This window comes from Synechococcus sp. PROS-7-1, from assembly GCF_014279795.1.
GTDB lineage: Bacteria > Cyanobacteriota > Cyanobacteriia > PCC-6307 > Cyanobiaceae > Synechococcus_C.
Map to the genome: position 1 here is coordinate 1,247,841 of NZ_CP047945.1, position 24,196 is coordinate 1,272,036.

Consider the following 24,196-nt stretch of genomic DNA (forward strand, 5'->3'; position numbering starts at 1 on the left):
TCATGTCCCATCTCTCCATCCTGCCCACACTGGTTAAGGATCTTGATCTGCTGGCTTCAGCATTGCGTGCTGAGGGTTTTGTTGTTGAGGTCGAAGGGCAGCTCAGTTCCTTTGGCACGCAACACAACGTGGCTCTTGCCGCTACGCATTCCATGGGTTTTGCCCTGGGCTGGACCTGGAACCGCAATCACGACTCCCTCGATGTTGTGGTGGATCTTGGAAGGCCTGCGCACTCCTTCTCTGTGGAGCGGATCCTGAGCCGGGTTCTGCGTCGCTATGCCTTACAGCAGGCCTTGCGTGATGCCGACCATCAGAACTTTGCTGTGGCCACTGTTGATGATCAGGTCGCGTTGCTAACGCCAGCATCCGTCAGGAGCTGATGGCAGGCGTCAACGTTCATTTGGATCTCAGAAATCCGGGGACTCAGACGATTGGTGTCGCGATGCGTTGGACACCAAAGCAGTCTTTGCAGACTCTGTCGCTTCCCGTCTGGACGCCTGGCTCGTACACGGTTCGCGATCCTTCCCAGCACCTCCACAGCCTCTCAGTGGTCCAGGGTGATCGCGTTCTGAACGTGGAACGGCGTTCCCCAGAACGCTGGGAGTTCAGTTGTGTCTCGGGTGAGCCGTTGTGCATTCGCTACCGGCTTGAGGCCAGGCAGCTCACGGTACGGACCAATCACCTCGACCCAGATTTTGCTTCACTCAGCCTCCCCGCAGTGGTGATGTTGGTTGAGGGTGAACGTTGGCATGAGCATTGCCTTCAGGTTTCAGTGCCTGATCACTGGTCTGTGGCGGTTCCCCTTGCGCTCGATGCGATCGGCTCGTTGTTCCTGGCCAAGGACTTCGATCAGCTTGTGGATGCTCCGGTTCATGCCGGCAGCTTTCAGCCCGAACGCCTCAGCGTTCGCGGGCACGACCATGAACTGATCCTGATTGGATCCCCGCCGTCTGGCTGGCCTGCTCGTTTCAAGCATGATCTCGAGGCTGTTTGCACGGCAGTCTGCGATCTCCTTGATTCAGATCCGCCAGCTGAACAGGTTTATCAGCTCGTGATCCAGTCGTTGGAACAGGGTTATGGAGGCTTGGAACATGACAACGCCTCTGTGATGCAGTTTCCCTGGCCGTCCCTTCAGGAGTCAGGCGGTTACCGCAAGCTTCTTCAACTTGTCGGCCATGAATATTTGCACCAGTGGAATGTGCGCAGACTCCGTCCCAGCGAGTTCGTTCCTTATCGCTACGACAGGCCCGTCATCAGCGATGGCCTCTGGTTCGCAGAAGGAGTCACGAGTTACTTCGATCTTGCCCTTCCCCTGCTTGCTGGACTTTCCTCTCGCCTTGATCTTCTCAAGGACCTAGGAGCAGATCTCTCCCATGTGTTGCTGAATCCTGGTTATGGGATTCAATCGCTTGCCGACAGTTCGAGGGAGGCGTGGGTGAGGCTCTACAAGCAGACGCCTGCGAATGCTCATAGTCAGATCAGTTACTACCGACTGGGAACAGCGTTGGCCTTTTGCCTTGATGTTCATCTGCGTCAATCGCAACACTCACTCGCGGAAGTTTTGCGATGTCTCTGGAAGCGCTTCGGTGTTCATGGAAGGGGTTACCGGCGAACCGATTTGATCGACTGTTTCACCGAGTACTCCAAGGATCTTGAAACACGGTTGCCGGATTGGTTGGATGGACGGTCTGCACTGCCGATCGAGGCAAGTCTCCAGATGATTGGCTTGTCACTCAATCCTGTGCGTGACAAAACGCCCTCTGCAGGTTGGCTCATCCGTGAGCGTCAGGGGCGTGTCTGGATCGATCGCACCGAACTTCATGGTCCTGCTCAACGGGGAGGGTTGGTGGCGGGAGATGAATTGGTCGCACTGCGTGACTGGCGATGCAGCTCAGTGCAGCGCTGCTCAGAGCTTTTGCAGGGCGACTCGATCCTCAAAGTGACCTACAGCCGCAGGGGTCTGCTCAAAACCACGGAACTCTCACTCGATGATCCAGGGGTGGACCGACACGAACTGGCCTGGGATCCTGGTGCATCTCAGGCTGCACGTGCTCTACGCGATCAATGGTTCGCCTTTCTCTGAGAAAGAACCTGTCAGCCGTGTTGAAGCGGTTGCATCGCCCCGGTGTGGGGATCGTGCTGGTCAGCACGGCTGCACTGCTCGTGGTCGTGTCACTGGTTGGTGTCACAGCGGAAAAAGATAGTGGGGCGAGGCGACCTTCCCTTCTTGACCTGCTCAATGATGTCGGCAAGGACAAGGATTCCAGTCGAAACATCGATGGTGAGCCACCCGTTCCCCCCAAGGCTTTGTCCTGGTCCTCCCCTTTGGCACGACAGTGTTCGGGCATTGATCCGCGCGTGAGAGAGCGTTTGCTGCAACGCAAGCGCTCTCTTGCTCAAGAGCGGAAGAACATCCCCGCCGATCCGAGCAACTTCGGAAGCCGTTATCGACGCAATCCATGGGGGCAACCACTCAACCCCGATCCGAGGGTGGTGGTGCTGCATGAAACCGTTTATTCACTTGGGTCCGCCATCAACACGTTCCTCACTCCCCATCCCCGCGATGAGGATCAAGTGAGTTATCACACCCTGATTGGTTTAGACGGCTCAATTGTGGATCTTGTTGACCCTCTTGAGCGCGCCTTCGGTGCTGGCTACTCGGCATTCCTCGGTGAATGGGCTGTCACTAACGCCAAATTCAAAGGTTCAGTGAATAACTTCGCGCTTCATTTGAGTTTGGAGACACCCAAGGATGGTCACGACAATGACAAACGTCACAGTGGTTATACCCAAGCTCAATATGACGCGATGGCTCTTGTTCTTGACGACTGGATCGAGCGCTTTGGATTTCAGCCCGCAGCCATCACAACGCATCAGCATGTGGACCTTGGCGGGGAGCGAGCGGACCCACGCAGTTTCTCTTGGGCTGACCTTCAAATTCGATTAGCAGCTCTTGGGAAGCTTTGCCTCTGACGAATCCTTCGGTCGACGATTGATCAGATGAGATAAGGCTTCGCTGTCTGGCGAGCGCTGTAGATCAGGCCATGCAGGGCAGGATCTTGCATGTAGCGCAAAATCCTGGCGGGATAATCCAGTTTGCCGTTGTGCAGATAGGCCAGAGTGGCAATGGCCTTCGCATCAACATAGGAGCGGCTTGCAATCAAGATCGATCCTTGATCAAGGCCGAGCTCATTTTTGATTCTCGACAACTTTGCTGCCAGCAGCTCGATGTTGGCCTCGGGGTTCATCAGCAGATCACGGGCTTCGCTGATCTGCTCAGAGGTGGGTTCAGCGGGAAGCCGGCCTTGATGAATTAATTCACTGATCCCGAGCTGTGCCGGACCATGGGTATCAACTAACCCTGAATGCACCACAAAGGGAAGATCTTCTCCAGGCTTGGAATGCTGGATCTCATCAAAGAGAATGGCTGTGATCAGCATCGGGTTGACGCGATGGCGGTAGGCCTCGCGCTGAATCACAGGTTTCAGACTCCGCAACCTTGAAAGTGTGTTGGCACGAAGCGGCTGCAACTGATCCATACCTCTAGTGAAGAGCTGAGCTAGAGGAGTTTGGGGACCATGGACCCCGAAGCGGCGCTGCAGGAGTTCCAGTTCTTCCGCACTGAAGTCAGTTGGGTCTGGGTTGGGCTCACCGACTGTTGACTCAGCCGGTGCCTGCTTTGAGGAACTCGATGCAATGTCCGCAATGGAGATCGGACGTAACGACGAATGAAATGCCAGGGAAGTGGCTGCCAGTGCAGCGGCAACGCCAAGCAACCCACGCATGGAGAGAGCTCGAGCTGGAGACCTGTCAGTGGACATGCGTGGAGGTTAGCGGCGGTATTCCAGTTGATGGGCAGGCAAGCGGATTGTGGATACCTTCAGGGCGTGCATGCACCTCGTGATGAGCTTCCCGGATTTCAGCGCCACTGACACCCAGATTCAATGGCAACGCTTCTGTGATCTCCTCTGGTACCACGACGATCTTGGATTCTGGCTGGACGTCAGTCGCATGCATCTCAATTCAGCAGCGTTGGACGAGCTCACTCCCCCACTGGAGCAGGCCTTCGAAGCGATGAAAAAGCTTGAGGCCGGTGCCATCGCCAATGCGGATGAGAACCGTCAAGTGGGTCACTACTGGCTTCGCGATCCCCAGTTGGCACCAGATCAAGCCGTAGGCCAGCACATCGCTGCAGAAATCAAGGACATCGAGCAGTTCGGAAAAGCTGTGATCAGTGGCGAGATCAAGTCACCCACAGGCCAGCCCTTCACTGACGTTCTCTGGATTGGCATTGGCGGAAGCGGTCTTGGTCCTCTGCTGATGGTCCGCGCCTTGCAAGACACCGGAAATGGGCTGCCCTTCCATTTCTTCGACAACGTTGATCCCAATGGCATGAGCCGGGTGCTCGGTGAGCTTGGTGATGCCCTGCGCACGACCCTTGTGGTCACCGTGAGCAAATCAGGTGGTACGCCCGAACCCCACCTGGGCATGGAGCAAGCCCGTCACCGGGTGGAGTCACTCGGAGGCAATTGGCCGGGTCAGGCTGTCGCCATCACCATGGCCAGCAGTCACCTGGATCAGCAGGCCTCCGAAGAGCAGTGGCTCAAACGGTTCGACATGTTCGATTGGGTGGGTGGGCGTACCAGCATTACCAGTGCTGTTGGCCTGTTGCCTGGTGCCCTGATCGGCAGTGATATCCAAGATTTCCTGGCCGGAGCCGCTCAGATGGACGAGGCCACCCGCGTCGCTGATGTGCGACGCAACCCTGCCGCTCTGATGGCTGCTGCTTGGTACACCGCCGGAGAAGGGAAGGGCAAGCGCGACATGGTGGTGCTGCCTTACCGCGACCGGCTGGAAGTCTTCAGCCGTTACTTGCAACAGCTGGTGATGGAGTCGCTCGGCAAGCGCCTTGATCGCAGTGGTGCCGTTGCCCATCAGGGCATCGCTGTTTATGGCAACAAGGGTTCAACCGACCAGCATGCCTATGTGCAGCAGCTCCGTGATGGCGTCGATAACTTCTTCGTCACCTTCATCGAAGTTCTGCGTGATGTTGAAGATATCCCTGAAATCAATGGTGAGCGTCCTGGTGACTTCCTTGACGGTTTCGTGCAGGGAACCCGATCTGCGCTCACCGAAGGCGGGCGTCAAAGTTTGAGCATCAGCATGCGCACATTCGACTCTCGCAGGCTTGGTGCACTCATCGCGCTGTTTGAACGCGCTGTTGGTTTCTACGGCGAGCTTGTCAACATCAACGCCTACCACCAACCAGGGGTCGAGGCGGGCAAGAAGGCAGCCGCTGCGATCCTGAAACTCCAGAAACAGGTGGAAGAGGTCCTCAGTGATGGGACGTCCCGTTCCGTTGTGGAGATTCAGCAGGCGATCGGCGAGGGATCCGACGAGGCCATCTTCTGGATCTTGCGCCATCTCACTGGAAACAACCGTGGATACCAGGCTCAGGGAACTTGGGATAGCCCCGCATCCTTGCGTTTCGTCAAGGGGTAAGCAGGGTTAGGACGGCACCAGATTGACAAGCTTCCCCGGAACCACGATCACGCGCCGGGGAGGCTTGCCCTCTAGCCATCGCTCCGCGACGTCACTGGCCAAAGCCAATTCCTCCAATTTCTCTTTACTGCAGTCGGCGGGAACGCTGATCGACCCACGCACCTTCCCTTTCACCTGGATCACAAGGTCCACGGTGTCTCGCACTAACGCAGAGGGGTCATGGACCGGCCACGGCTGGCTGTGAACGCTGTCTTGTCCGCCAAGGCTGAACCAGAATTCTTCTGCCAGATGGGGGGCAAATGGAGCAAGAAGGCGGATCAGCGCTGAGATCGCTTCAGCCTGAACACCCCTTGATGCTTCAGCGAGCGACCCTGTGAGGGCGTTGGAGAGTTTCATTAACTCCGAAATCGCCGTATTGAATTGGTACTCACCCGTTAGGTCCTCACTGACGGCCTCGATGGCGGTGTGCACTGCGCGACGAATCTCAGACTCTTTTTGAGACAGGCTTGAAGCGTCAGAAACACTTTCAGGGGCTCCAAGAAGCTGATCCTGGTGATCTGATCGCACGCTCTCGATCAGGCGCAAAAGCCGTTGCAGAAATCGGAACTGACCTTCAACGTCTGCATCGTCCCATTCCAGATCTTTTTCAGGAGGTGCCTTGAACAGGATGAACATCCGAGCCGTGTCAGCGCCATAGCGGTCGATCACGGCAGCGGGATCCACACCGTTGTATTTCGACTTCGACATCTTTTCGAACAGCACCTCAAGATCGCCGCCATCCACTGGGTCTTTCGGTGCGCTCTCGTCACTGACTTCCGAGGGCGCCACATACCGACCCGTGCGGGGATTGCGGTAAGTCACACCCTGAACCATTCCCTGTGTGAGTAGACGCTCGAACGGTTCTCGGATGTTCAGTAATCCACGATCACGCAGTGCTTTGGTGAAGAAACGGGAATACAGCAGATGGAGGATGGCGTGTTCAATACCGCCGACGTATTGCTGCACGGGGAGCCAGCGCTCCACAGCATCCGCATCAAACGGACGCTCGGAGTTGTGAGGATCCGCAAAACGAAGGAAATACCACGATGAGCACATGAAGGTGTCCATGGTGTCTGATTCCCGTCGGGCGGGTCGTCCGCAGCTTGGGCAATCCACATTCACCCAGGACTCCAGGGAGGCCAGGGGAGATCCTCCTCTGCCCTGAAGATCCACATCCTTGGGCAAGGTCACCGGAAGCTGATCCGCCGGCACGGGAACAGCGCCGCAGTGATCACAGTGAACGACTGGAATCGGACAGCCCCAATAGCGCTGGCGCGAAATCAGCCAGTCCCTCAGCCTGTACTGGCGTTTGGGTCGAGCCCAGCCCAGCTCCTGGCCGTAAGCCGTGATCGCCTCTCTGCCATCGTCGCTGGATTGGCCATCGAAGCGGCCGCTGTTCAACAGAATTCCCGGGCCTGTCCATGCCTCGCCATCGCTGAGATGTTCGTTGGCACCAGCAGCCTGGATCACCCGTTTCAGCGGTAGTTCATAGGTGCGTGCAAACAGGAAATCGCGTTCGTCGTGCGCTGGGACACCCATCACGGCTCCGGTTCCATAACCAGCAAGGACGTAGTCGGCGATCCAAATCGGAATTGTTTCGCCGTTGGCCGGGTTCACTGCTGTGGCCCCGATGGGAACTCCCCTCTTGGGACGGTCATCCGCAGTGCGTTCATCAGCACTCAGCTCACCCACCAGATCTCTAAAAGCGGTGACGGACTCTCGTTGTGCTTCCGAGGTGAGAGCTTCGACCAAGGGATGCTCAGGAGCCAGCACCACGTAGCTGACTCCATGCAGCGTGTCGGCCCTTGTGGTGAAGACTGTGATCACTGCATCGTCGTGACCACTGACGCGGAAATCAATCTCCGCTCCGATCGAACGACCGATCCAGTTCGCCTGCATCGTGCGCACCCTTTCGGGCCATCCGTCCAGCAGATCAAGATCGTCAAGCAGTGCGTCGGCGTAGTGGGTGATCCGCAGGAACCATTGCCTGAGATTTTTCTGCTCGACAAGAGCGCCAGAACGCCAGGAGCGTCCCTCACTGTCAACCTGCTCGTTAGCGAGAACGGTTTGGTCGACCGGATCCCAATTCACCGTGGCGTCTTTCTGGTAGGCCAGTCCCTGGTCCAGGAGCTCCAGAAACAGCCACTGAGTCCATCGGTAGTAATCGGTATGACAGGTGGCTTGCTCCCGGGACCAATCGATCGACAGTCCCAGACGGGCAAGCTGGGCTTTCATCTGCTCGATGTTGCGATCGGTCCAGATCCCTGGATCAATCTGACGTTCAATCGCTGCATTCTCAGCGGGGAGTCCGAACGCATCCCACCCCATGGGATGAAGCACGGCATCACCACGCATGCGCTGAGCCCGGGCAATCACGTCAGTGATCACGTAATTGCGCACATGGCCCATGTGCAGACTTCCCGATGGATAGGGAAACATCGAGAGGGCATAGAACGCGTTCTGGCCCGGCTCCGGTGAACGCGTTGCATAGAGGTCGTTGTGTTGCCACTGGCTCTGCCAGCGCTGTTCGAGCGCGATGGGGTCGTACCGATCCGGGCGGTCAGAGGCCGATGCGGTGGCGGAGGAGGACTTGGAGGCCGTCACGGCACGAAAACACCTGGGGCGATCGTGACATAGCCAGGGATCGGATTTAGCGGGTCAGATCAAGGTGCGGATGGTGAGCACCAACTGACGATTGATCAGGATCGGATCGGATGCGTCATCGCGTTGTACGGCCAGGTAAAGCGGGTCCTGCCATGAGAGACGGCCGTCGACGCGTTTTCCGTCGCTCAGTTCAACGCTGAGCGTGCGCTGGTCGCGGATCCAGGATTGAAGAAGACGGATTCCGGGAAGACTTGGATCAAAGCTTGTCGGCTCCATAGGATCACTCAGGGGTAACGAAGCGCCATGCTGCAGTTCAGTAAATACCAAGGTCTAGGCAACGACTTCATCCTGGTGGAGGGTCGCGATGGCCGGCTTCCTGAGGGCATCACCAATCCCAATTCTGACTGGGTCCAGAGTGTTTGCGACCGCCGCTTCGGGCTCGGAGGCGATGGCTTGATCCTTGCGCTTCCTCCGCAGGGCCAGGGCGAACTGCGCATGCGCATCTTCAACGCCGATGGTTCGGAGGCTGAAATGTGCGGCAATGGAATCCGCTGTCTCGCTCGTTTCCTTGCCGATAGCGATGGTGATTTGCCTGGACGGAGCTGGAGGATCGAAACCCCAGCCGGTTTGATCATTCCCGAGCTTCAACAAGATGGCCAGATCCGCGTCGATATGGGTGCCCCCTTCTTGAAGCCCGAGACGGTTCCGACGCTCCTGAGCTCAGACGAAAACGGCCTGCCGCGCGGTGAAGTCACCCGCGAAGGTCTCACACTCTCTTTGGCAGCTGTGGGCATGGGTAACCCCCATGTGGTGGTTCCCGTGAACGATCTGGAGGCGATTCCGTTTGAAGCCCTTGGCGCTCAGTTGGAGTGCGACCCGCTCTTCCCCGCGAAGACCAACGTTCACTTTCTCAAAGTGCACAGCCGACAGCATCTCGAGATTCGCGTCTGGGAACGGGGTGCTGGTCCAACCCTGGCCTGCGGGACCGGGGCCTGCGCCACATTGGTTGCAGCCGTCCTGATGGGATTCAGCGACAGCGAGGCAACCGTGGTTCTTCCAGGCGGTCCCCTCAGCATCAGCTGGGCCGATCAGCAGGGGTCGGTCTTCATGACAGGACCCGCTGTGGCTGTCTTCGACGGCGTGATGAATCCAGATCTGATGCCTGAGGGACAGCCCCAAGAAAGGACAGTCGAACCCAAGCCCACGGTTTCTTCAAATGATCCAGGCCTCGACTGTGCCAATGACTGCAAGGAGGGCTGCAGGCAACCCGATCGCTGTCTGCGTGAAGAGGCACAGGCAAAGGTTCAGGCGTTCCTGGCATCCACTTCGCTGGATTCGATGATCAATCTCGCTGGAGATTCTCTCGAGCAGCGCACCCTGTCTCGCATTCAGCGTGATGGTCAGAGCTGACGCGACGCCCATTTACCTCGATGCCTGTGCCACGACACCGCTTCGACCGGGTGTGCAGCAAAGGATGTTGGATGCTCAAACTCAGGCCTGGGGCAATCCTTCCAGCCTTCATTCCTTTGGGATTGCAGCAGCGGAAGCCCTGGAACGCACAAGGGTTGAAATCGGTGCACTGCTCGGTGCCGACGCCGATGAAGTTCTGATTACCTCAGGAGCCACTGAATCCATTCATCTCGGGATCCGCGGATTGGCGTCATCCTTCCCGCCAGGACGGATCGTGATCTCCGCTGTGGAGCATCCTGCTGTCACGGCGGCAGCGCAGGCACTGATCCCCTTGGGATGGCAGGTGTCGATGGCCCCTGTTGATTCGCAGGGACTCATCCAACTGGATCGTTTCGAAGAGCTTCTGCGCCCACCCACGCGTCTGGTGTCCGTGATCTGGGGACAGAGTGAGGTGGGCACGCTTCAACCGCTTCAGACCATCGGCGCTCTTTGCCATCAGTACGCAGTTCCCTTCCATACGGATGCCACGCAGGTGATCAGCCAGGCCCTGCCCAACTGGAACACCCTGCCTGTGGATTTACTGACCGCGTCAGCCCACAAATGTGGGGGGCCAAGAGGTGTGGGCCTGCTTCTGATTCGCCGAGCCTGGAAACAGCAACTCAACGCGTTGTTGACGGGGGGCGGGCAAGAGAACAACTTGCGCAGTGGCACTGAATCCGCCGTGTTGGTGGCTGGCATGGCTGAGGCGCTGTCGCAGATTCAACGTTGTGACGTGGATGGGCTTCCTGACAGCGGCGATGGCATCCGGCGAATCAGAGATGAATTGGAGCTTCAGCTCTGTCGAACAGCTGGTGTCGCAACGATCGGACAGCCTCATCAACGCCTCCCGCATCATTTGGCTCTGGTGCTTCGCGACCGTTCAGGGCAGCCGTTGTCTGGTCGGCGAATGGTGCGCGTTCTCGATCAAGAGGGACTGGCCGTGAGCAGTGGGAGCGCCTGCTCATCAGGGCGTGACACGGACAGCAGTGTGCTTGCAGCGATGACCATTCCCCGGGAGATGAGACGCTCGGGCCTGAGGCTTAGCCTCGGCTTCTGGAACACGTCCAACCAGATCGAGAGCATCGTTGAGCGTTTTGATCGTGCGTTACTGGCCTGTGCTGAAAGCTGATTGATCGATCGCAGTACGCTCCGCCAAAGATGCATTGATGGCCCGTGAGCGCTGTTCTTCCTGCTGATCTTCTCGAGGCTGAACAGCGCACGATCTCAGCGTTGGAGTCTGTGCTGGGTGGGATTCGGAGAGGGCGCTGGATGGTGACCTGGCGTTTTGAAGGCCTGCGGGTCATGGGACCAGCACTGCGCATGGCAAGAACGCTTAAGGAACGCAGCTGGCCTTTGCTCGTGGCTTTTCCCGATGCTGGCGCGGCGGCTCTCGCTAAACGCGATGCGCCTGATCTCGCCAACTGTTGCGTTGATTTCATGCAGCTGCAGAGGGATCCGGCCTGGGCTAACCGAGGTGAACTGCTCCTGCTCATTGGTGCCCAGCCAAGCGACTACGAAACTGTTGAAGCGATCTGCAACCTCTGGAAAGAGCCAGTGGTGCTTGTCAACGGACGACTTGAGGATGCCGGGGTCGGCATCGGCAGTGTGGCCCGTTCCAGACGCCGAGGATTTTTGGCCACTTGGTCCAGCGCCTTCCATCTGGAGCCTCTCGCGCAAGGGGCTTTGCTGTTGGAACGTCAGAAGGAATGGGAGCTGTTCCGCTGTGATCCCGATGGATACCGTTGGATTCAGCGGTTCGAACAACGCCCTGACCCGGAGCAGATCGATGCAGCCGTTAGTCCATCAGCGGATGGATTGCGCCAAACATTGGGTGCTGTGGATCGACTGATTGACGATCTCAGAGGTTGATCACAGGCCGTAACACTTTTAGGGTGCAAGCTCCCTCGGAACTTCATGGGCATCAAGGATCGTTTTCGCTCCCTGTCGGTGATTGATGCAGCTGCCGCTCTTGTGGCAGTGGCAGCCGTTGCTGGTGTGCTCTGGAGCCCGAAACTCAGCAACACGATTGCCAGAGCCACAGGCTCCGTGAAACCTGTTGTTGTGAGTGTGGATGTCCGCAATTCAAGTTCTGCAGACCCTGATGGTCTGATCAAGCAGGCTCTCGATCGCGGTCGAACCAACCTCGTGATTCGCAATCAGCCTGCTGGCAGTGCGGAACTCATCCGTGTGGATGACATCAGCAGGAAGCTCGTCGCTGTGCAACCTGATGGACGGGTTGTCTCTGCTGTTGATCCGAATCGGCAGGACCAAGGAATCCTCGATGCTCGATTTGTTCTTCGCAGCAATGCCACTGTCACCCCCTCAGGTGTGGTGGTTGCAGGCACAAAGCTCAAAGTGGGAACGCCCGTCGAACTCGACGGTCGCCTTTATCGGCTGAATGGAATCGTCAGCGGGATCGACGTGCAATGAACACACGCATCTGCCTTTTTGTGCTTCTGGCAGCAACGCTGCCAGCTGGCGTCCAAGCCGAGGAGGTCATTCCCTTGATCTCCCCTCCCCCTCCTGAGACCCAGCAACCGCTCCCTGAGCTGCAAAAAGCGCGTTCCTGTCAGTCGCTACAAACGGCGATCCAGGCCAATCTTGGTTCTGAGCCGAGGGTGTGGTCTGTCACGGTGCTGAACAGTGATGGCGATGTCCTTGGGGATATCAATGGCTCCATCGCTCGTATCCCCGCCTCCAATCAGAAACTGATCAGTACGGCTTACGCCCTGGACCGTCTCGGACCCGATTTCCGGCTGAAAACTCGCCTGATCCAGCGACCGGACGGTTCCATGGAACTGAATGGCGAGGGTGATCCCGACCTGGGTATTGCCGGTCTCCAGCGCTTCGCGCTCGCAGCTCTTCGTCAGGGCGGGTCGCGAGGGGTGACCTCGGGGCCGGTCAACTTGATGGTGCGTGAAGAGCCAAGGCGTAATTGGTGGCCGAGCGACTGGCATCCTGCTGACCGTGGTTATGCCTACGGGGCTCCCATCACACGGTTGGCTCTGACCAGCAATGCCGTCGGTGGTGCCGTCAGCGATCCCTACACCCGACTGCAACGGTTGTTTCAGAAAGAGGTGCAACGGAGGGGTGGTGCCGTTCGCATTCAGCAGGCCCAGCCTTTGAGCATGGCTGAGATCTCTGATCGAGGAGATCGCGAGGAGATGGTGGTTCTGCATGAAGAAACTTCAGCGCCCATGCATGCCTTGCTCAGCCTCGCCAACACGGAGAGCCACAACTTCACAGCTGAGGTGTTGATGCGTCAGGCGGCCGATCTCTGGGACGTGAAGGCTGCATCAAGAGCGACGGAACGCTGGATGTGGGAACAGGGTCTTCCCGTTCAAGGGCTGCGGGTTGCGGACGGAAGTGGTCTGTCCAGGAACAACAGGGTCACGAGCCAAACGATTGCCGCTTTGTTGATGCGTATGGATCAACATCCTTACGCTCCCTATTACCAGGCCTCCATGGCCATTGCCGGACAACGGGGCACACTCAGAAATCTCTACAGAGGGACTCCTATTGATGGACGTTTCCGAGGGAAGACTGGAACCATCAGCGGAGTGAGGAGCATCTCTGGCATCCTGCAAACCGCAGATGGCCCCCGTTATGTGAGCATGATCTCCAACGGCTCGAGCCGGCCGAACACAGTGATCGGCCAGATTCTTCGATCCGTTTTGAAATTCAGCCCGTGCCCTTCATCTGCCGCACCCGCGATGCTGCACGGCGGGCGCGGCTGATCGGAACAGCTTTCGAGTCGCTTGTTTCGTTGATCGGAGCTTCAGTGCGTCCTGTCTGAATCTTCACCAATTCCTGACGGCCAGCCATCACCACCTGAGCCATCTCTTTCAGGCGCTGTTCGAGCTCACCGAGGGTTTGTTCTGCATAACGGTTGGCACCGTCCTGAACCGACGAAGCTTCCTGGCGACTCCGCTGAATCAGTGACTCGCACTGCTGTTGGGTCTGCTGACGGAATTGCAACGCATCCTGATGCAAGCGTTCGGCTTCGCTCTGCGCTTCTTTCTGAAGCCTCAACCCTTCTTGGCGGATTTGATCGAGCTCTTGCAGGGACTGAAGACGGTTTCGTTCATGTTGCTCGCTGAGCTGGCGTTTCAGTTCAATGGCTTCCTGATCGAGCTGCTGACGGCGCTGCAGGGCCTCTTGTTCGAGCTGCTGTCTGCGAGTGGCGTACTGCTGCTCCAGTTGGGCCTGCTTGGTTTGCATCTCCTGTTCCATCTGGGCGGATTGATGACGTGCGGTCTGCAGAAGCTGCTCGCATTGCTGGCGAACCTGTTCACGCATCTCATTCACCTGTCGCTCAGCTTCCTGACGGATGGAGGCCTGAGACACGAGTTGTTCGCGTTGCTGTTGGGCGTTTGCGACGATCTCGTCAGCTTGGGAGCGAGCCGTGGCGATGAAATCATCGCGCTTCTCCAGAAGCTGATCGGCCTGAGCGACTTGGGAGGGCATTGCTTCGCGAACTGCGTCCAGCAGTTCGACGGCATCCTGCTCGTTCACGAGCCTCCCACCGCTGAAGGGAATACGGGTTCCCTCGAGCATGATCTCCTCGAGCTGATCGAGCTGTTCGAGTACGGAGAACCGGATCTCGCTCATCGCGACGGGGGGGCGAAAGCCGAATTAAAGAACCTTGCAAGGTCTTCCGCCACCACCCGGGGCACCATGTGGTCGACTGCACCACCGAATCGGGCCACTTCCTTCACGACCGAGCTGCTGAGAAAGCTGTAGTGGGCTGACGTGGTGAGAAAGATGGTTTCGAAATCCGGATCGAGCGAGCGATTGGTGTGAGCAATCTGAAGTTCGTATTCGAAATCGCTCATGGCCCGGAGTCCACGCAAGATGAGGCGTGTGCCTTGTTCTTTGGCACAGGCCACCGTCAGTCCATCGAAACTAATCACGGACACATTGCCGAGGTGTTCTGTGGAAGCGGTGATCTGCCGCAGACGCTGTTCAAGGGGAAACGCTGGCGACTTCCCTGGGTTCTGCAGAACGGCAACCACCAGTTCATCGACAAGGGATGCCCCTCTCTCAATGAGGTCGAGATGCCCAAGGGTGAGAGGGTCGAAGCTGCCTGGATACAGCGCTTTCATCCGATTGATGTCGCGGTCCGGGCGGATCCTATGCACATCGGTCTCCTTAGATTGGCGCCATGCCCACCCTGATTGAGCAACCGGAACGGCTCGAACAGCGCCTCAAGGAGATTCCCACCGAACCCGGCTGTTATCTGATGCGGGACGGGGAGGACCGCCTTCTCTACGTCGGTAAATCAAAGAGCCTGCGCAGTCGCGTGCGCAGCTATTTCCGCAGCAGACACGACCTGAGCCCGCGCATCCGCCTGATGGTGCGTCAGATCTGCGACATCGAATTCATCGTGACTGACAGTGAGGCCGAGGCTCTCGCTCTCGAGTCGAATCTGATCAAGAACCAGCAGCCTCACTTCAATGTGTTGCTCAAAGACGACAAGAAATATCCCTATCTCTGCATCACCTGGAGCGAGCCTTATCCGCGCATCTTCATCACCCGTCGTCGACGTTTCCGTAGCCCACTTGATCGCTTCTATGGCCCCTACGTGGATGTCGGTCTGCTCAGGAGAACGCTCTTTCTGGTGAAGAGGGTTTTCCCGTTGCGGCAACGACCCCGCCCTTTGCATCCCGATCGAACCTGCCTCAACTACAGCATCGGCCGTTGTCCAGGTGTCTGTCAGGAAAAGATCAGCTCAGAGGCTTACCACCGAACGCTGCGCAAGGTGGCCATGGTGTTTCAGGGGCGCAGTGATGAGCTGCAGACGTTGCTGCACCAGCAGATGGATCGTTACGCAGAACGGCTGGATTTTGAGGCTGCCGCAAAGATCAGAGATCAACTGCAGGGGCTGGATCAACTGACTGCTGACCAGAAGATGAGCCTGCCGGACTCCTCGGTGAGTCGTGATGTGATCGCCATGGCCGGGGATGAACGATTGGCAGCGGTGCAACTGTTTCAGATGCGGGCTGGAAAGCTCGTGGGTCGCCTGGGCTATCTGGCGGACGCATCCAACCAACCGCCGGGACTCACCCTGCAAAAGGTGATCGAAGAGCACTACAGCCAGGTGGATTCCGTTGAAATCCCTCCCGAACTCCTGGTGCAGCATTCCCTCCCTCAGCAGACACTGATTGAAGAATGGCTCTCAGAACAACGGGAACGCAAGGTTCAACTTCACTGCCCCAAGCAGCGTCAGAAAGCGGATCTGATCGAGCTCGTTCAACGCAATGCCGACTACGAGCTGCAGCGCGCCAAACAAGGTCAGGAACAGCAGGCTCTGGCAACGGAGGATCTAGCCCAGCTCCTTGAACTACCAGTGCCACCGCGACGAATTGAGGGCTACGACATCAGTCACATTCAGGGGAGTGATGCCGTTGCTTCCCAGGTGGTGTTCATTGATGGACTTCCGGCCAAGCAGCATTACCGCAAATACAAGATCCGCAGCAGCAGCATCCGCGCTGGTCACAGCGACGACTTCATGGCCATGGCGGAGATTATGCGCAGGCGTTTCCGGCGATGGGCTCGGGCCAAGAGAGAGGGTGTGGATGTGGGAGCACTGCGTCAGAAGGGTGGCAGTGCGCTGCAGACCGATGGACTCAACGACTGGCCTGATGTGGTGATGATTGATGGAGGGAAAGGTCAGTTATCGGCAGTGATGGAGGCGTTGAGAGAGCTGGATTTGCACGAGGACCTCACCATCTGCTCTCTGGCCAAACAACGGGAGGAGATTTTTCTTCCGGGGGAAAGCCAGCCGCTCGACACTGATCAAGACCAGCTGGGTGTTGCCCTGCTGCGCCGACTTCGCGATGAAGCCCACCGTTTTGCCGTCAGCTTTCACCGTCAGCAGCGTGGGGAACGCATGAAGCGGTCGCGCCTCTCAGATATTCCTGGTGTGGGTCCGAAGCGAGTAAAAGACCTGCTCGCCCATTTCCATTCGATCGATGCCATTCAATTGGCTTCGGTGGAGACCCTCGCGAAAGCCCCCGGTGTGGGGATCGCTCTGGCGCGCGATATCCGCCGTTTTTTCCATCCCGATGAGGACACACAGCAGGATGGAGCGGTTCAAGTCTCGGAGCCGATCAGCCGATGATCCGCGTTCTGCCGTTGATCCTCTGTCTGATCGGCATGATTTCAACCACCTGGTGTCCCAACGCGGCGCACGCCTCACCAGGACTCTGTACAGGTCCGGTTTGCGCCGATGACATCACCAGAAGTGCCAAAAACCACTGGCAACTGGTGCTCAAACTGAATGACCAACAGGGACATCGTGAAAAGGTGGTGATGAATTGCCTGGCAGGGCAGCTGAGCCCGAGCTCCGGCCCCGTGGATCGGGCCTATGCCACCGCCCTGGGCCGCAGGGCCTGTCGGTTGGCCGGTGAGGGCCGCTGACAGTGGAGATCACCCTGGTATTCCCCCATCAGCTGTTTGCGGACCATCCGGCCACCAAGAACGGTCGTCCCGTGGCCCTGATCGAGGACCCGCTCCTCTTCGGTACTGATCCTCAATGGCCAAACCGAGTGCATCGGCAGCGTCTTCTGCTGCACAGGGCCTCAATGACGGTCTATGCCGAGAGGTTGCGGGGTGAGGGTTACACAGTTTTCCATCGCCGACATCACCAAGCGAGCACCACCGAGGATCACCTTCAAGCTCTTTTGGCAGCAGGGTTCGTCAGCTACCACCTGGCTGATCCGCTCGATCACTTGCTTGAGAAACGCTTGCGTCGGTTCGTGGACCGCACGGGGGGAGAGCTCCAAATCCTGGACTCGCCGATGCTTCTCACCCCGGCGTCGATGGTTGAGGAGCACTTCGCCAGCGGCCGCAAACCCTTCATGGCCAAGTTTTATGAGCATCAGCGACGGCGGATGGGGTTGCTTCTGGACGATGACGGAGGACCGCTTGGAGGCCAGTGGAGTTTCGATGCCGACAATCGCAAGAAGCTCCCGAAAGGGATCAGCGTTCCAGCCGAGCCCTTTCATGGCAGTGGAGCCGAAGTCGAACAAGCGCGTCGAGAACTCGAGACTGAGAATTGTCCTGGCATTGGCAGCTGGGAGCCCTTTGGTTACCCCATTCGGCATGAGGACGCGGAACGATGGTTGCAGACGTTTCTGGACCATCGCTTCCGTGATTTTGGTGCTTATGAGGATGCGATCAGCACCCAGCATCGCGTGATGTGGCACAGCGTTCTCACGCCGATGCTCAACGTGGGTCTGCTAACGCCACAACAGGTTCTCGACCGCACCCTCGAGCGTGCTGCGGACGGTGACATTCCTCTCAATTCTCTGGAGGGATTCATTCGTCAGATCGTGGGTTGGCGTGAATTCATGGCCGTGATGTATCGCCGCCATGGTGTGGTTATGCGCAACAGCAATTTTTGGCAGTTTGAGGACAGACCAATCCCTGACGCCTTCTACACCGGGACAACAGGACTCCCTCCTGTGGATGACGCCATCAGCCATGCCCTGAGCAGTGGCTATTGCCATCACATCGAACGGCTGATGCTGCTTGGCAACATCATGTTGCTCTGCGGCTTTCATCCCCAACGGGTGTACCAGTGGTTCATGGAGCTGTTTGTTGACGCCTACGACTGGGTGATGGTTCCGAACGTCTTCGGCATGAGCCAGTTCGCTGACGGAGGGCTCTTCACCACCAAGCCTTACCTCTCAGGCTCGAATTATGTCCGCAAGATGTCCGACTACAAAAAGGGGGCTTGGTGTGACGTCTGGGACGGTTTGTTCTGGAGTTTCATCAAACGCCACGAAGACTTCTTCCGAAAGCAGTACCGACTGGCGATGATGGCGCGGAACCTTGATCGCATGGATCCAGGCACCCTCCTGGATCACCAACGATGTGCTTCTGGGTTTCTTGACGGGCTGGTCTGAACCCTGCTTATGGTCCCTTCAAGTCCTTCCCTGGCGATGACGCTTCCTCCCGAGGCCTATCTCTGGTTCAAGACCCTCCACATCGTGGGTGTGGTGGTCTGGTTTGCAGGTCTCTTCTATCTCGTCCGTCTTTTCATCTATCACGTGGAAGCCGAGGAGCTGGAGCCAGACCTGAGTCTGGCCTTCAAAAACCAGTACGGGCTCATGGAAAAGCGACTGGCCAACATCATCACGACCCCTGGGATGATCGTGGCTGTGTCGATGGCCATCGGACTGCTGGTCGCGCAACCGACATGGCTGCAACAGGGATGGATGCACGCCAAGCTTGCTTTCGTGGCAGCTTTGCTTGTCTATCACTGGTTCTGCTACAGGCTGATGGGTCAACTGCAGGCAGGCCGTTGTCAGTGGAGTGGCAAGCAGTTGCGGGCCTTGAATGAACTGCCAACGCTGCTCCTGGTGATCGTGGTGATGCTGGTGGTGTTCAAATCTCAGTTCCCGACGAGTGCAGCCACCTGGTTCATCGTGGGGCTCGTGGTCTTCATGGCTGCTTCGATTCAGTTTTATGCCCGATGGCGTCGGCTAAAAGCGGAATCCATCGCTGTGGAGTCCAGTCATGCCAGCTGATCTGCACCCCCTTCGGGCGATTCTTGAGACAGTCGGCCCTCAGAGCTGCCCCAGTGAGCTCAATTTTCACTGCCACACCATCTGCAGTGATGGAAGCCTTCAACCGGAGGATCTGATCCGACAGGCCAGTAGCAATGGCCTGCTTCACCTCGCGGTCACAGACCATCATTCGACTGCTGCCTATCTGCCCATGCAGACCTGGCTGCAGGCGCAGCAGGCCCATGGCCATTCAGTGCCAACACTCTGGACTGGGATGGAAATCAGCTGCATTCTTCGCGGCTGCCTGGTTCATGTGTTGGCTCTCGGTTTCGAACCGGGACATCCGCGGTTGGCGGTCTACAACCGTGGTGATGCTGTTGTCGGTGAAGCACTACGTGCTGACAGCGTGGTCAAGGCCATTCACGACGCTGGGGGATTGGCCGTTCTTGCTCACCCTGCCCGTTACAGGTTGGGATTTCGTGAACTGATCGATGCCGCTGCAGATCTGGGAATCGACGGTGGCGAAGCCTGGTACGACTACGACATGCAACCTCACTGGCAGTGGACTCCCATGGTCTGTGAACAGATCGATGCTCAGTTGAAGAACCTTGGCCTTTTGCGTACGTGTGGAACCGACAGCCACGGAGTTGACCTGAGAGGTCGCTAAGTTCAGTCATCGCTCCTGATTTCGGGTATGGGTTTCTTCGACCGTCTGCTCAATTCCGGTTCCTCCGAAGCCGATCGCTCCCGTGAGGGATCTGGGCCCAAGCAGCCAAAACCCAAGCCCGAGGCCTACTACCTCGACAGTGACAGTTCCTCGACCCTCGGGAATAGGGATTACATGCGGGAAGCCAAGACCATCCGCCGTACCTTCCCCGGCACGCTTGATAACCCTGGCGGCAAAGAACTCATCACGGAAGTGGATGCGCTTGATCTCAAGGTGGACAAGCGCAGTGATGGTCTCGGGGATCCGAAAGCTGAAAAGCCCATGGAAAGCCTGATCAAGGACGGGATTCCTAAGCCGGTGAAAAAGACGTTCGCCGAGACCATGACCAAGTCGGAGCTGGACCAAAAGCTCAAAGGCAGTGCTCTGAAGGCTTCTGGGGTTAATACTCCAAGTGCCCCGGATTCTGCTCCTGTGGCACGCAAGGAAGAACTCAAGCCGCAGGAAGCCCCAACAGCCACCCCCACTCGTGGTGGTGCCGCTCCCAGCGACAAGCCTGGCTCAATCGATCCTTTCCGTGCGATGGTCCGTGACCTCAACAAGTGATCAGCACGTCAACTGTTAGGGCCACCACCGCATTCGACTGCTCGTTCAGCCTCCAGCAGTAACGCCCTAATCCCCTTGAGAAGGGAGGCATCTGCATCGCTCCATAGCTTGCGGTGGGATGCCTCTAACAACCGTTCAGCCATGTCCCGCAGAGCCCAGGGATTCACTCTTTGCAAAAAGGTCTGAACCTTGTCATCAAGCAGCCAGCGTTCCGCGATTCGGGCATAGCACCAGTCGGGGACGGCATCCGTGGTGGCGTCGTAGGCAAAGAGATAGTCGAGGCTGGCACTCATTTCGAAGGCCCCCTTGTACCCATGCCGTTGCATCCCTTCAATCCAGCGTGGGTTCAGCAGACGACTGCGGACAACCTTGTCGATCTCCCGTTCGAGTCCATGAATCCGCAGACGTTCGCGGCGTGAGTGATCTGCAAACAGAAGTCGGGGTGTCTGACCGCTGACCTGTTGGATGGCGGCGGCTAAGCCACCCTGAAATTGGTAGTAATCATCAGAATCGAGCAGGTCGTGTTCACGGTTGTCCTGGTTGTGAAGCACCACTTGAACCGAGCGAAGCGCCTGTTCCAGACCCTGTCGGTCTGCATGGGCCACGGCATCGCCGTCGTAACGCCAGGAGCTCCAGGCGAGATAAGCCTCGCCAAGGTCTGTACGTCGCTCCCATTGACCTGAATCGATCAAGGCCTGTAGACCAGCTCCATAGGCTCCTGGTGCTGAACCAAACAGCCTGGACTGTTGTCCCTCCAACCGGGTGAGATGGGCCAGCGGGTTCTCTGCTTCCGGCTCGTCGAGGCCAGCCACCAAGGTGAGGGCACGATTCACCCAGCCCAGCAGCTGGGGAAAGGCATCCCGAAACAAACCGGACATGCGCAGGGTCACATCCACGCGCGGCCGTCCCAGCAATGTGAGGGGTATGAGCTCGAGATCCACCATGCGCCGGGTCGGCCCATCCCAGACAGGGCGGACGCCGAGCAAGGCCAACATCTGGGCGATGTCTTCCCCACCATTGCGCATGGTCGCTGTTCCCCACACCGATAACGCCAGATGGCGTAAGGGTTCACCGTGCTCAAGTTCATAGAGCTCAACGAGCTGTTCAGCACTTCGCCGCCCAAGATCCCAGGCTGCCTCCGTGGGAAGTCCGCGCAAATCCACGGAGTAGAAATTGCGTCCTGTAGGCAGCACGTCATCCCGTCCCCGCGTGGGTGCACCCGAGGGACCGCTTGACACGCGTCGCCCGGAGATCCCCGCCAGCAAGGCATCGCGTTCCCGCACCCCGCAGTGCTGCAGTCGAGGCCAGAGATCCGTCCTGATGAACTCAAGCGATGCAGGAAGCGACGGCTCATCAAGACTGCGATTCAGTGGATCAGCCAGCGCGATGAAAGCGTCGTCTGCATCCTCTGCGTCGAGGCCGAGCAGCCGTTGCAATAGCCGTTGCGCCTGCCCCTCAAGCCACTCCACTGCATCACTGACCCGACGGCAGCCCGGTGCACCCAAGGCATGCAGGAGGTCTCGATCGGTGGAGACCAGAGGCATTCCGTCTTCATCACACCATGGGTCAACGCTGAGATTGCACTCGCGAGCAACCCATTGGGTGAGACCCGGGCGGCACGCCACAGGAGCTCTGGCAATAGCGATCAACAGTTCGAGAAGCGATGCTGATGACGGCAATTCACCCAGTCGATGCAATCCGGTGCGGATCTGGGCTTCCTTCAGTTCGCAGAGATACGTTTCGACCTGTTCCAGTGTGGCGCTCCAGTGCGAGGACTCGGAGGCTGCATTGAGGGTGTCAGGTCGACCTGGCCAGTCCAATTCAACAAGCAGTGAACTGAGTTGTTGTTCCAGAGCACGGCAGCGGGATGCGCCGAGCTGACGCGCTTCGATGTACTCATCCAGCAGCGATTCAAGGGATAGCAGGGAGCCGTGCAAGCCAGCCCTGCCAAGCGGCGGGGTCAGATGATCGAGGATGACGGCATGCCCTCGACGTTTGGCCTGGGATCCTTCCCCCGGGTCATTGACGATGAAGGGATAAAGATGGGGGATGGCACCGAGAGCCAGGGAAGGGCCACAGGACGCGCTGAGGCCGACTGACTTGCCAGGCAACCATTCGGCACTTCCATGCTTGCCCACATGGATCATCATTTGGCAGCGCTCTTCTCGGCGCAACCAGAGGTACTGGGCCAGATAGCGATGGGGCGGGGGAAGATCCGGTGAATGGAGATCGCTGAGCTGGTCGGGGTCGTATCCACGACTCGGCTGCACCAGCACGGTGATCTTTCCGAATCGAATTCCGTGGATGGCGAATCCTTCGGCATCGAGGTCTTCGGCATCGTGGGGCTGACCCCAGCGGCATTCAATAGCGTCACGGGCCGATTGCGGAAGCGTTGCCCACCAGCCCGCGTAGGTCTCGAGAGGGAGATGGGTCAGGGGAGATCTGAGATGACTCTCCGGATCGTTGGTGCGCCCGGCAAGAATCATCGCCATCAGGGCATCGGAATCCTGGGGTAAGGGCTGAGGTCCAAGGTCGAAACCTTCTGCTTGCAGCCAGCGAAGGATGTTCAGGCAACTGGCTGGGGTATCGAGTCCGACACCGTTCGCTAGGCGTCCATTGCGGACGGGATAGTTGGCCAGAAGGAGCGTCAAGCGTCGCTCACTTGCAGAGGTCGTCTGAAGATCGACCCACGCGAGGGCATGATCAGCGATCCAGTGGATGCCTGCGCTGTCGGCTTCGAGACGCTTCACGGCTGTGCACAGCCGATCGTCCGCCTTGAGCACTTCACGAAAAGCCCCAATTCTTGTGGTGATGCGCCCATCCAGTTCAGGAAGAACAACCTGCAGAGAGAGGTCGATGGGATCAAGACCCTGGAACGACGACGCCCAAGAGCTGCGTGGACGCGATGAACTCAGGAGCTGGAGAACTGGACAATCGAGACTGTCCCAAAGCGGAGCTCCCAGACCAGCTTCCGAGAACTGAACCGATGCGAAGGATGTGGTGGTGATGACCAGCGCAACCTGCTGTTGGCTAAAGATCCGTTGAACGGCCTCTTGCACAGCCGCGTCCCGGAGGCTGCTGACCCAGAGAGCACGGGGAGAGAGTTTGCGCTGGCGAAGCGTGCTCAGCAGTGCATCGCACCAGAGCAGATCACCGGACTGGCGATGCGCTCTGTAAAGGAGAACGCCGATCCGTGGTCCCGACTCCTGCTGCCAGTCGTAAGGGTCAGGATCTGGAGAAGGAACTGCCGCAAGCGAGGGCGGTTGATGGCATTCCGATCGCTCGTGACCGCTCTCGAGAATCCAATGGAGCCCCGATAACCAGGTTTGAAGATTGTCTGTTCCACCTTCACGCAGCAGCAGCGCCATGGCGTCGCTGAGGCCTTCAGGCAGGGATCCGAGGCTGTGAAGCTCGCGATCCTGATCGGCTGTTCCGGCAAGGATGAGAAGAGTCCGCTCAGGTCTGGCGGATTCCCAGAGAGCGCACTGTTCCAAGCCGTAAGACCAATGCCCCCGTCCCCCGAGGAGACGCACAACGATCAGTCGTGTGAGCGATGTGCAATTGGACAGATAGTGATCGATCTGTGCCGGATGATTCAGGGCATCGAGGGGAAGTGCTCGGATTCGGTCATCCCACTCCTTCGAGGGAGAATCTTCCAAAATTCTTGCCAGAGCCGACAGATCCGTACTGGCGCTGCTGAGAAAAAGCACTTCAGCGCTCGGTTGCTCCACAAATGCAACCGGATCGTCGGTATCGCCTCCGGGGAGACTGGTTAAACGATGCATGAGCCCATTGTCTCCAGTGATGGGCGAAGCGG

Annotated in this window: 21 protein-coding genes; 15 read left to right on the top strand and 6 right to left on the bottom strand. The window is 58.1% G+C overall.

Going from position 1 to position 24,196, the window contains the following annotated elements:
- Positions 1-2: 2 nt before the first annotated feature.
- From SynPROS71_RS06900 to SynPROS71_RS06910, 3 genes are read left to right on the top strand one after another with little or no spacing between them, the layout of a single operon-like run.
- On the top strand, positions 3-380 hold the full coding sequence (locus SynPROS71_RS06900; RefSeq protein WP_186597713.1) for a DUF1257 domain-containing protein: 378 nt from the start codon (positions 3-5) through the stop codon (positions 378-380).
- Positions 380-2,083 (top strand): M61 family metallopeptidase, encoded by a 1,704-nt coding sequence (locus SynPROS71_RS06905; protein WP_186597715.1) that lies wholly within the window; start codon positions 380-382, stop codon positions 2,081-2,083. Before SynPROS71_RS06900 ends, SynPROS71_RS06905 begins: the two co-directional genes overlap by 1 nt.
- Entirely contained in the window at positions 2,065-2,973 is a 909-nt protein-coding gene (locus SynPROS71_RS06910; protein WP_186597717.1) for an N-acetylmuramoyl-L-alanine amidase, read from the top strand. Before SynPROS71_RS06905 ends, SynPROS71_RS06910 begins: the two co-directional genes overlap by 19 nt.
- Before the next feature lie 23 nt (positions 2,974-2,996).
- Here the strand turns inward: SynPROS71_RS06910 and SynPROS71_RS06915 are convergent, their stop codons facing one another.
- Entirely contained in the window at positions 2,997-3,785 is a 789-nt protein-coding gene (locus SynPROS71_RS06915; RefSeq protein WP_255442463.1) for a helicase DnaB, read from the bottom strand.
- Positions 3,786-3,903: 118 nt separating this feature from the next.
- Here SynPROS71_RS06915 and SynPROS71_RS06920 point away from each other — a divergent pair, with 118 nt between their 5' ends.
- Positions 3,904-5,502: a glucose-6-phosphate isomerase gene (locus SynPROS71_RS06920; RefSeq protein WP_186597721.1), complete on the top strand. Its 1,599-nt coding sequence runs from the start codon at positions 3,904-3,906 to the stop codon at positions 5,500-5,502.
- 6 nt (positions 5,503-5,508) lie between these two features.
- Here the strand turns inward: SynPROS71_RS06920 and leuS are convergent, their stop codons facing one another.
- Together leuS and SynPROS71_RS06930 are read right to left on the bottom strand one after the other, a co-directional pair.
- A complete protein-coding gene (leuS, locus tag SynPROS71_RS06925) occupies positions 5,509-8,145 on the bottom strand; it encodes a leucine--tRNA ligase (RefSeq protein WP_186597723.1) in 2,637 nt (878 codons plus the stop codon).
- A 54-nt stretch (positions 8,146-8,199) separates the two neighbouring features.
- Complete coding sequence (locus SynPROS71_RS06930) at positions 8,200-8,421, bottom strand: hypothetical protein (RefSeq protein ID WP_186597725.1); 222 nt, start codon at positions 8,419-8,421, stop codon at positions 8,200-8,202.
- Positions 8,422-8,448: 27 nt separating this feature from the next.
- On the opposite strand from SynPROS71_RS06930, the gene dapF reads away from it, so the two are divergent.
- The 5 genes from dapF to dacB are packed head-to-tail and all read left to right on the top strand — an operon-like array spanning position 8,449 to position 13,331.
- Positions 8,449-9,555, top strand: coding sequence for a diaminopimelate epimerase (dapF, locus tag SynPROS71_RS06935; protein ID WP_186597727.1), 1,107 nt, complete (start codon positions 8,449-8,451; stop codon positions 9,553-9,555).
- Positions 9,542-10,723, top strand: a complete 1,182-nt coding sequence (locus SynPROS71_RS06940; RefSeq protein ID WP_186597729.1) for a cysteine desulfurase family protein — start codon at positions 9,542-9,544, stop codon at positions 10,721-10,723. Before dapF ends, SynPROS71_RS06940 begins: the two co-directional genes overlap by 14 nt.
- Before the next feature lie 44 nt (positions 10,724-10,767).
- Positions 10,768-11,463, top strand: a complete 696-nt coding sequence (locus SynPROS71_RS06945; RefSeq protein WP_186597731.1) for a DUF1995 family protein — start codon at positions 10,768-10,770, stop codon at positions 11,461-11,463.
- A gap of 45 nt (positions 11,464-11,508) precedes the next feature.
- On the top strand, positions 11,509-12,024 hold the full coding sequence (locus SynPROS71_RS06950; protein WP_186597733.1) for a DUF4330 domain-containing protein: 516 nt from the start codon (positions 11,509-11,511) through the stop codon (positions 12,022-12,024).
- The gene (gene dacB / locus SynPROS71_RS06955) at positions 12,021-13,331 is read left to right on the top strand and encodes a D-alanyl-D-alanine carboxypeptidase/D-alanyl-D-alanine-endopeptidase (RefSeq protein ID WP_186597735.1); all 1,311 of its coding nucleotides are present in this window, start codon (positions 12,021-12,023) and stop codon (positions 13,329-13,331) included. The genes SynPROS71_RS06950 and dacB overlap by 4 nt, the downstream gene beginning before the upstream one ends.
- Here the strand turns inward: dacB and SynPROS71_RS06960 are convergent.
- Positions 13,276-14,205 carry a hypothetical protein gene (locus tag SynPROS71_RS06960; protein WP_186597737.1) on the bottom strand — a complete coding sequence of 310 codons (930 nt, stop codon included), beginning with the start codon at positions 14,203-14,205 and terminating at the stop codon, positions 13,276-13,278. The two genes, dacB and SynPROS71_RS06960, sit on opposite strands and share 56 nt — an antisense overlap.
- A complete protein-coding gene (gene coaD, locus SynPROS71_RS06965; RefSeq protein ID WP_186597932.1) occupies positions 14,202-14,699 on the bottom strand; it encodes a pantetheine-phosphate adenylyltransferase in 498 nt (165 codons plus the stop codon). Before coaD ends, SynPROS71_RS06960 begins: the two co-directional genes overlap by 4 nt.
- Positions 14,700-14,758: 59 nt before the next feature.
- On the opposite strand from coaD, the gene uvrC reads away from it, so the two are divergent.
- Genes uvrC through SynPROS71_RS06995 form a run of 6 tightly spaced genes read left to right on the top strand, consistent with a single transcriptional unit; the run spans position 14,759 to position 20,379 of the window.
- The gene (gene uvrC, locus SynPROS71_RS06970) at positions 14,759-16,717 is read left to right on the top strand and encodes an excinuclease ABC subunit UvrC (RefSeq protein ID WP_186597739.1); all 1,959 of its coding nucleotides are present in this window, start codon (positions 14,759-14,761) and stop codon (positions 16,715-16,717) included.
- Positions 16,714-17,016, top strand: a complete 303-nt coding sequence (locus SynPROS71_RS06975) for a hypothetical protein (protein ID WP_370586864.1) — start codon at positions 16,714-16,716, stop codon at positions 17,014-17,016. The genes uvrC and SynPROS71_RS06975 overlap by 4 nt, the downstream gene beginning before the upstream one ends.
- A gap of 2 nt (positions 17,017-17,018) precedes the next feature.
- On the top strand, positions 17,019-18,506 hold the full coding sequence (locus tag SynPROS71_RS06980; protein ID WP_186597740.1) for a cryptochrome/photolyase family protein: 1,488 nt from the start codon (positions 17,019-17,021) through the stop codon (positions 18,504-18,506).
- 36 nt (positions 18,507-18,542) lie between these two features.
- Complete coding sequence (gene hemJ / locus SynPROS71_RS06985) at positions 18,543-19,130, top strand: protoporphyrinogen oxidase HemJ (RefSeq protein ID WP_186597742.1); 588 nt, start codon at positions 18,543-18,545, stop codon at positions 19,128-19,130.
- A complete protein-coding gene (locus SynPROS71_RS06990; RefSeq protein WP_186597744.1) occupies positions 19,120-19,776 on the top strand; it encodes a PHP domain-containing protein in 657 nt (218 codons plus the stop codon). Before hemJ ends, SynPROS71_RS06990 begins: the two co-directional genes overlap by 11 nt.
- A 27-nt stretch (positions 19,777-19,803) precedes the next feature.
- Positions 19,804-20,379 (top strand): hypothetical protein, encoded by a 576-nt coding sequence (locus tag SynPROS71_RS06995; RefSeq protein ID WP_186597745.1) that lies wholly within the window; start codon positions 19,804-19,806, stop codon positions 20,377-20,379.
- Positions 20,380-20,387: 8 nt separating this feature from the next.
- Here SynPROS71_RS06995 and cobN read toward each other — a convergent pair whose 3' ends face one another.
- The gene (cobN, locus tag SynPROS71_RS07000; RefSeq protein WP_186597747.1) at positions 20,388-24,164 is read right to left on the bottom strand and encodes a cobaltochelatase subunit CobN; all 3,777 of its coding nucleotides are present in this window, start codon (positions 24,162-24,164) and stop codon (positions 20,388-20,390) included.
- Positions 24,165-24,196 lie beyond the last annotated feature (32 nt).

What these genes read in the sequence shown, in the direction of transcription:
- SynPROS71_RS06900 (WP_186597713.1), top strand. Translation starts at nt 3, where the DNA reads ATGTCCCATCTCTCCATCCTGCCCACACTGGTTAAGGATCTTGATCTG.
- SynPROS71_RS06905 (WP_186597715.1), top strand. Translation starts at nt 380, where the DNA reads ATGGCAGGCGTCAACGTTCATTTGGATCTCAGAAATCCGGGGACTCAG.
- SynPROS71_RS06910 (WP_186597717.1), top strand. Translation starts at nt 2,065, where the DNA reads ATGGTTCGCCTTTCTCTGAGAAAGAACCTGTCAGCCGTGTTGAAGCGG.
- SynPROS71_RS06915 (WP_255442463.1), bottom strand. Translation starts at nt 3,785, where the DNA reads ATGCGTGGGTTGCTTGGCGTTGCCGCTGCACTGGCAGCCACTTCCCTG.
- SynPROS71_RS06920 (WP_186597721.1), top strand. Translation starts at nt 3,904, where the DNA reads ATGAGCTTCCCGGATTTCAGCGCCACTGACACCCAGATTCAATGGCAA.
- SynPROS71_RS06930 (WP_186597725.1), bottom strand. Translation starts at nt 8,421, where the DNA reads ATGGAGCCGACAAGCTTTGATCCAAGTCTTCCCGGAATCCGTCTTCTT.
- dapF (WP_186597727.1), top strand. Translation starts at nt 8,449, where the DNA reads ATGCTGCAGTTCAGTAAATACCAAGGTCTAGGCAACGACTTCATCCTG.
- SynPROS71_RS06940 (WP_186597729.1), top strand. Translation starts at nt 9,542, where the DNA reads ATGGTCAGAGCTGACGCGACGCCCATTTACCTCGATGCCTGTGCCACG.
- SynPROS71_RS06950 (WP_186597733.1), top strand. Translation starts at nt 11,509, where the DNA reads ATGGGCATCAAGGATCGTTTTCGCTCCCTGTCGGTGATTGATGCAGCT.
- dacB (WP_186597735.1), top strand. Translation starts at nt 12,021, where the DNA reads ATGAACACACGCATCTGCCTTTTTGTGCTTCTGGCAGCAACGCTGCCA.
- SynPROS71_RS06960 (WP_186597737.1), bottom strand. Translation starts at nt 14,205, where the DNA reads ATGAGCGAGATCCGGTTCTCCGTACTCGAACAGCTCGATCAGCTCGAG.
- coaD (WP_186597932.1), bottom strand. Translation starts at nt 14,699, where the DNA reads ATGAAAGCGCTGTATCCAGGCAGCTTCGACCCTCTCACCCTTGGGCAT.
- uvrC (WP_186597739.1), top strand. Translation starts at nt 14,759, where the DNA reads ATGCCCACCCTGATTGAGCAACCGGAACGGCTCGAACAGCGCCTCAAG.
- SynPROS71_RS06975 (WP_370586864.1), top strand. Translation starts at nt 16,714, where the DNA reads ATGATCCGCGTTCTGCCGTTGATCCTCTGTCTGATCGGCATGATTTCA.
- hemJ (WP_186597742.1), top strand. Translation starts at nt 18,543, where the DNA reads ATGACGCTTCCTCCCGAGGCCTATCTCTGGTTCAAGACCCTCCACATC.
- SynPROS71_RS06990 (WP_186597744.1), top strand. Translation starts at nt 19,120, where the DNA reads ATGCCAGCTGATCTGCACCCCCTTCGGGCGATTCTTGAGACAGTCGGC.
- SynPROS71_RS06995 (WP_186597745.1), top strand. Translation starts at nt 19,804, where the DNA reads ATGGGTTTCTTCGACCGTCTGCTCAATTCCGGTTCCTCCGAAGCCGAT.
- cobN (WP_186597747.1), bottom strand. Translation starts at nt 24,164, where the DNA reads ATGCATCGTTTAACCAGTCTCCCCGGAGGCGATACCGACGATCCGGTT.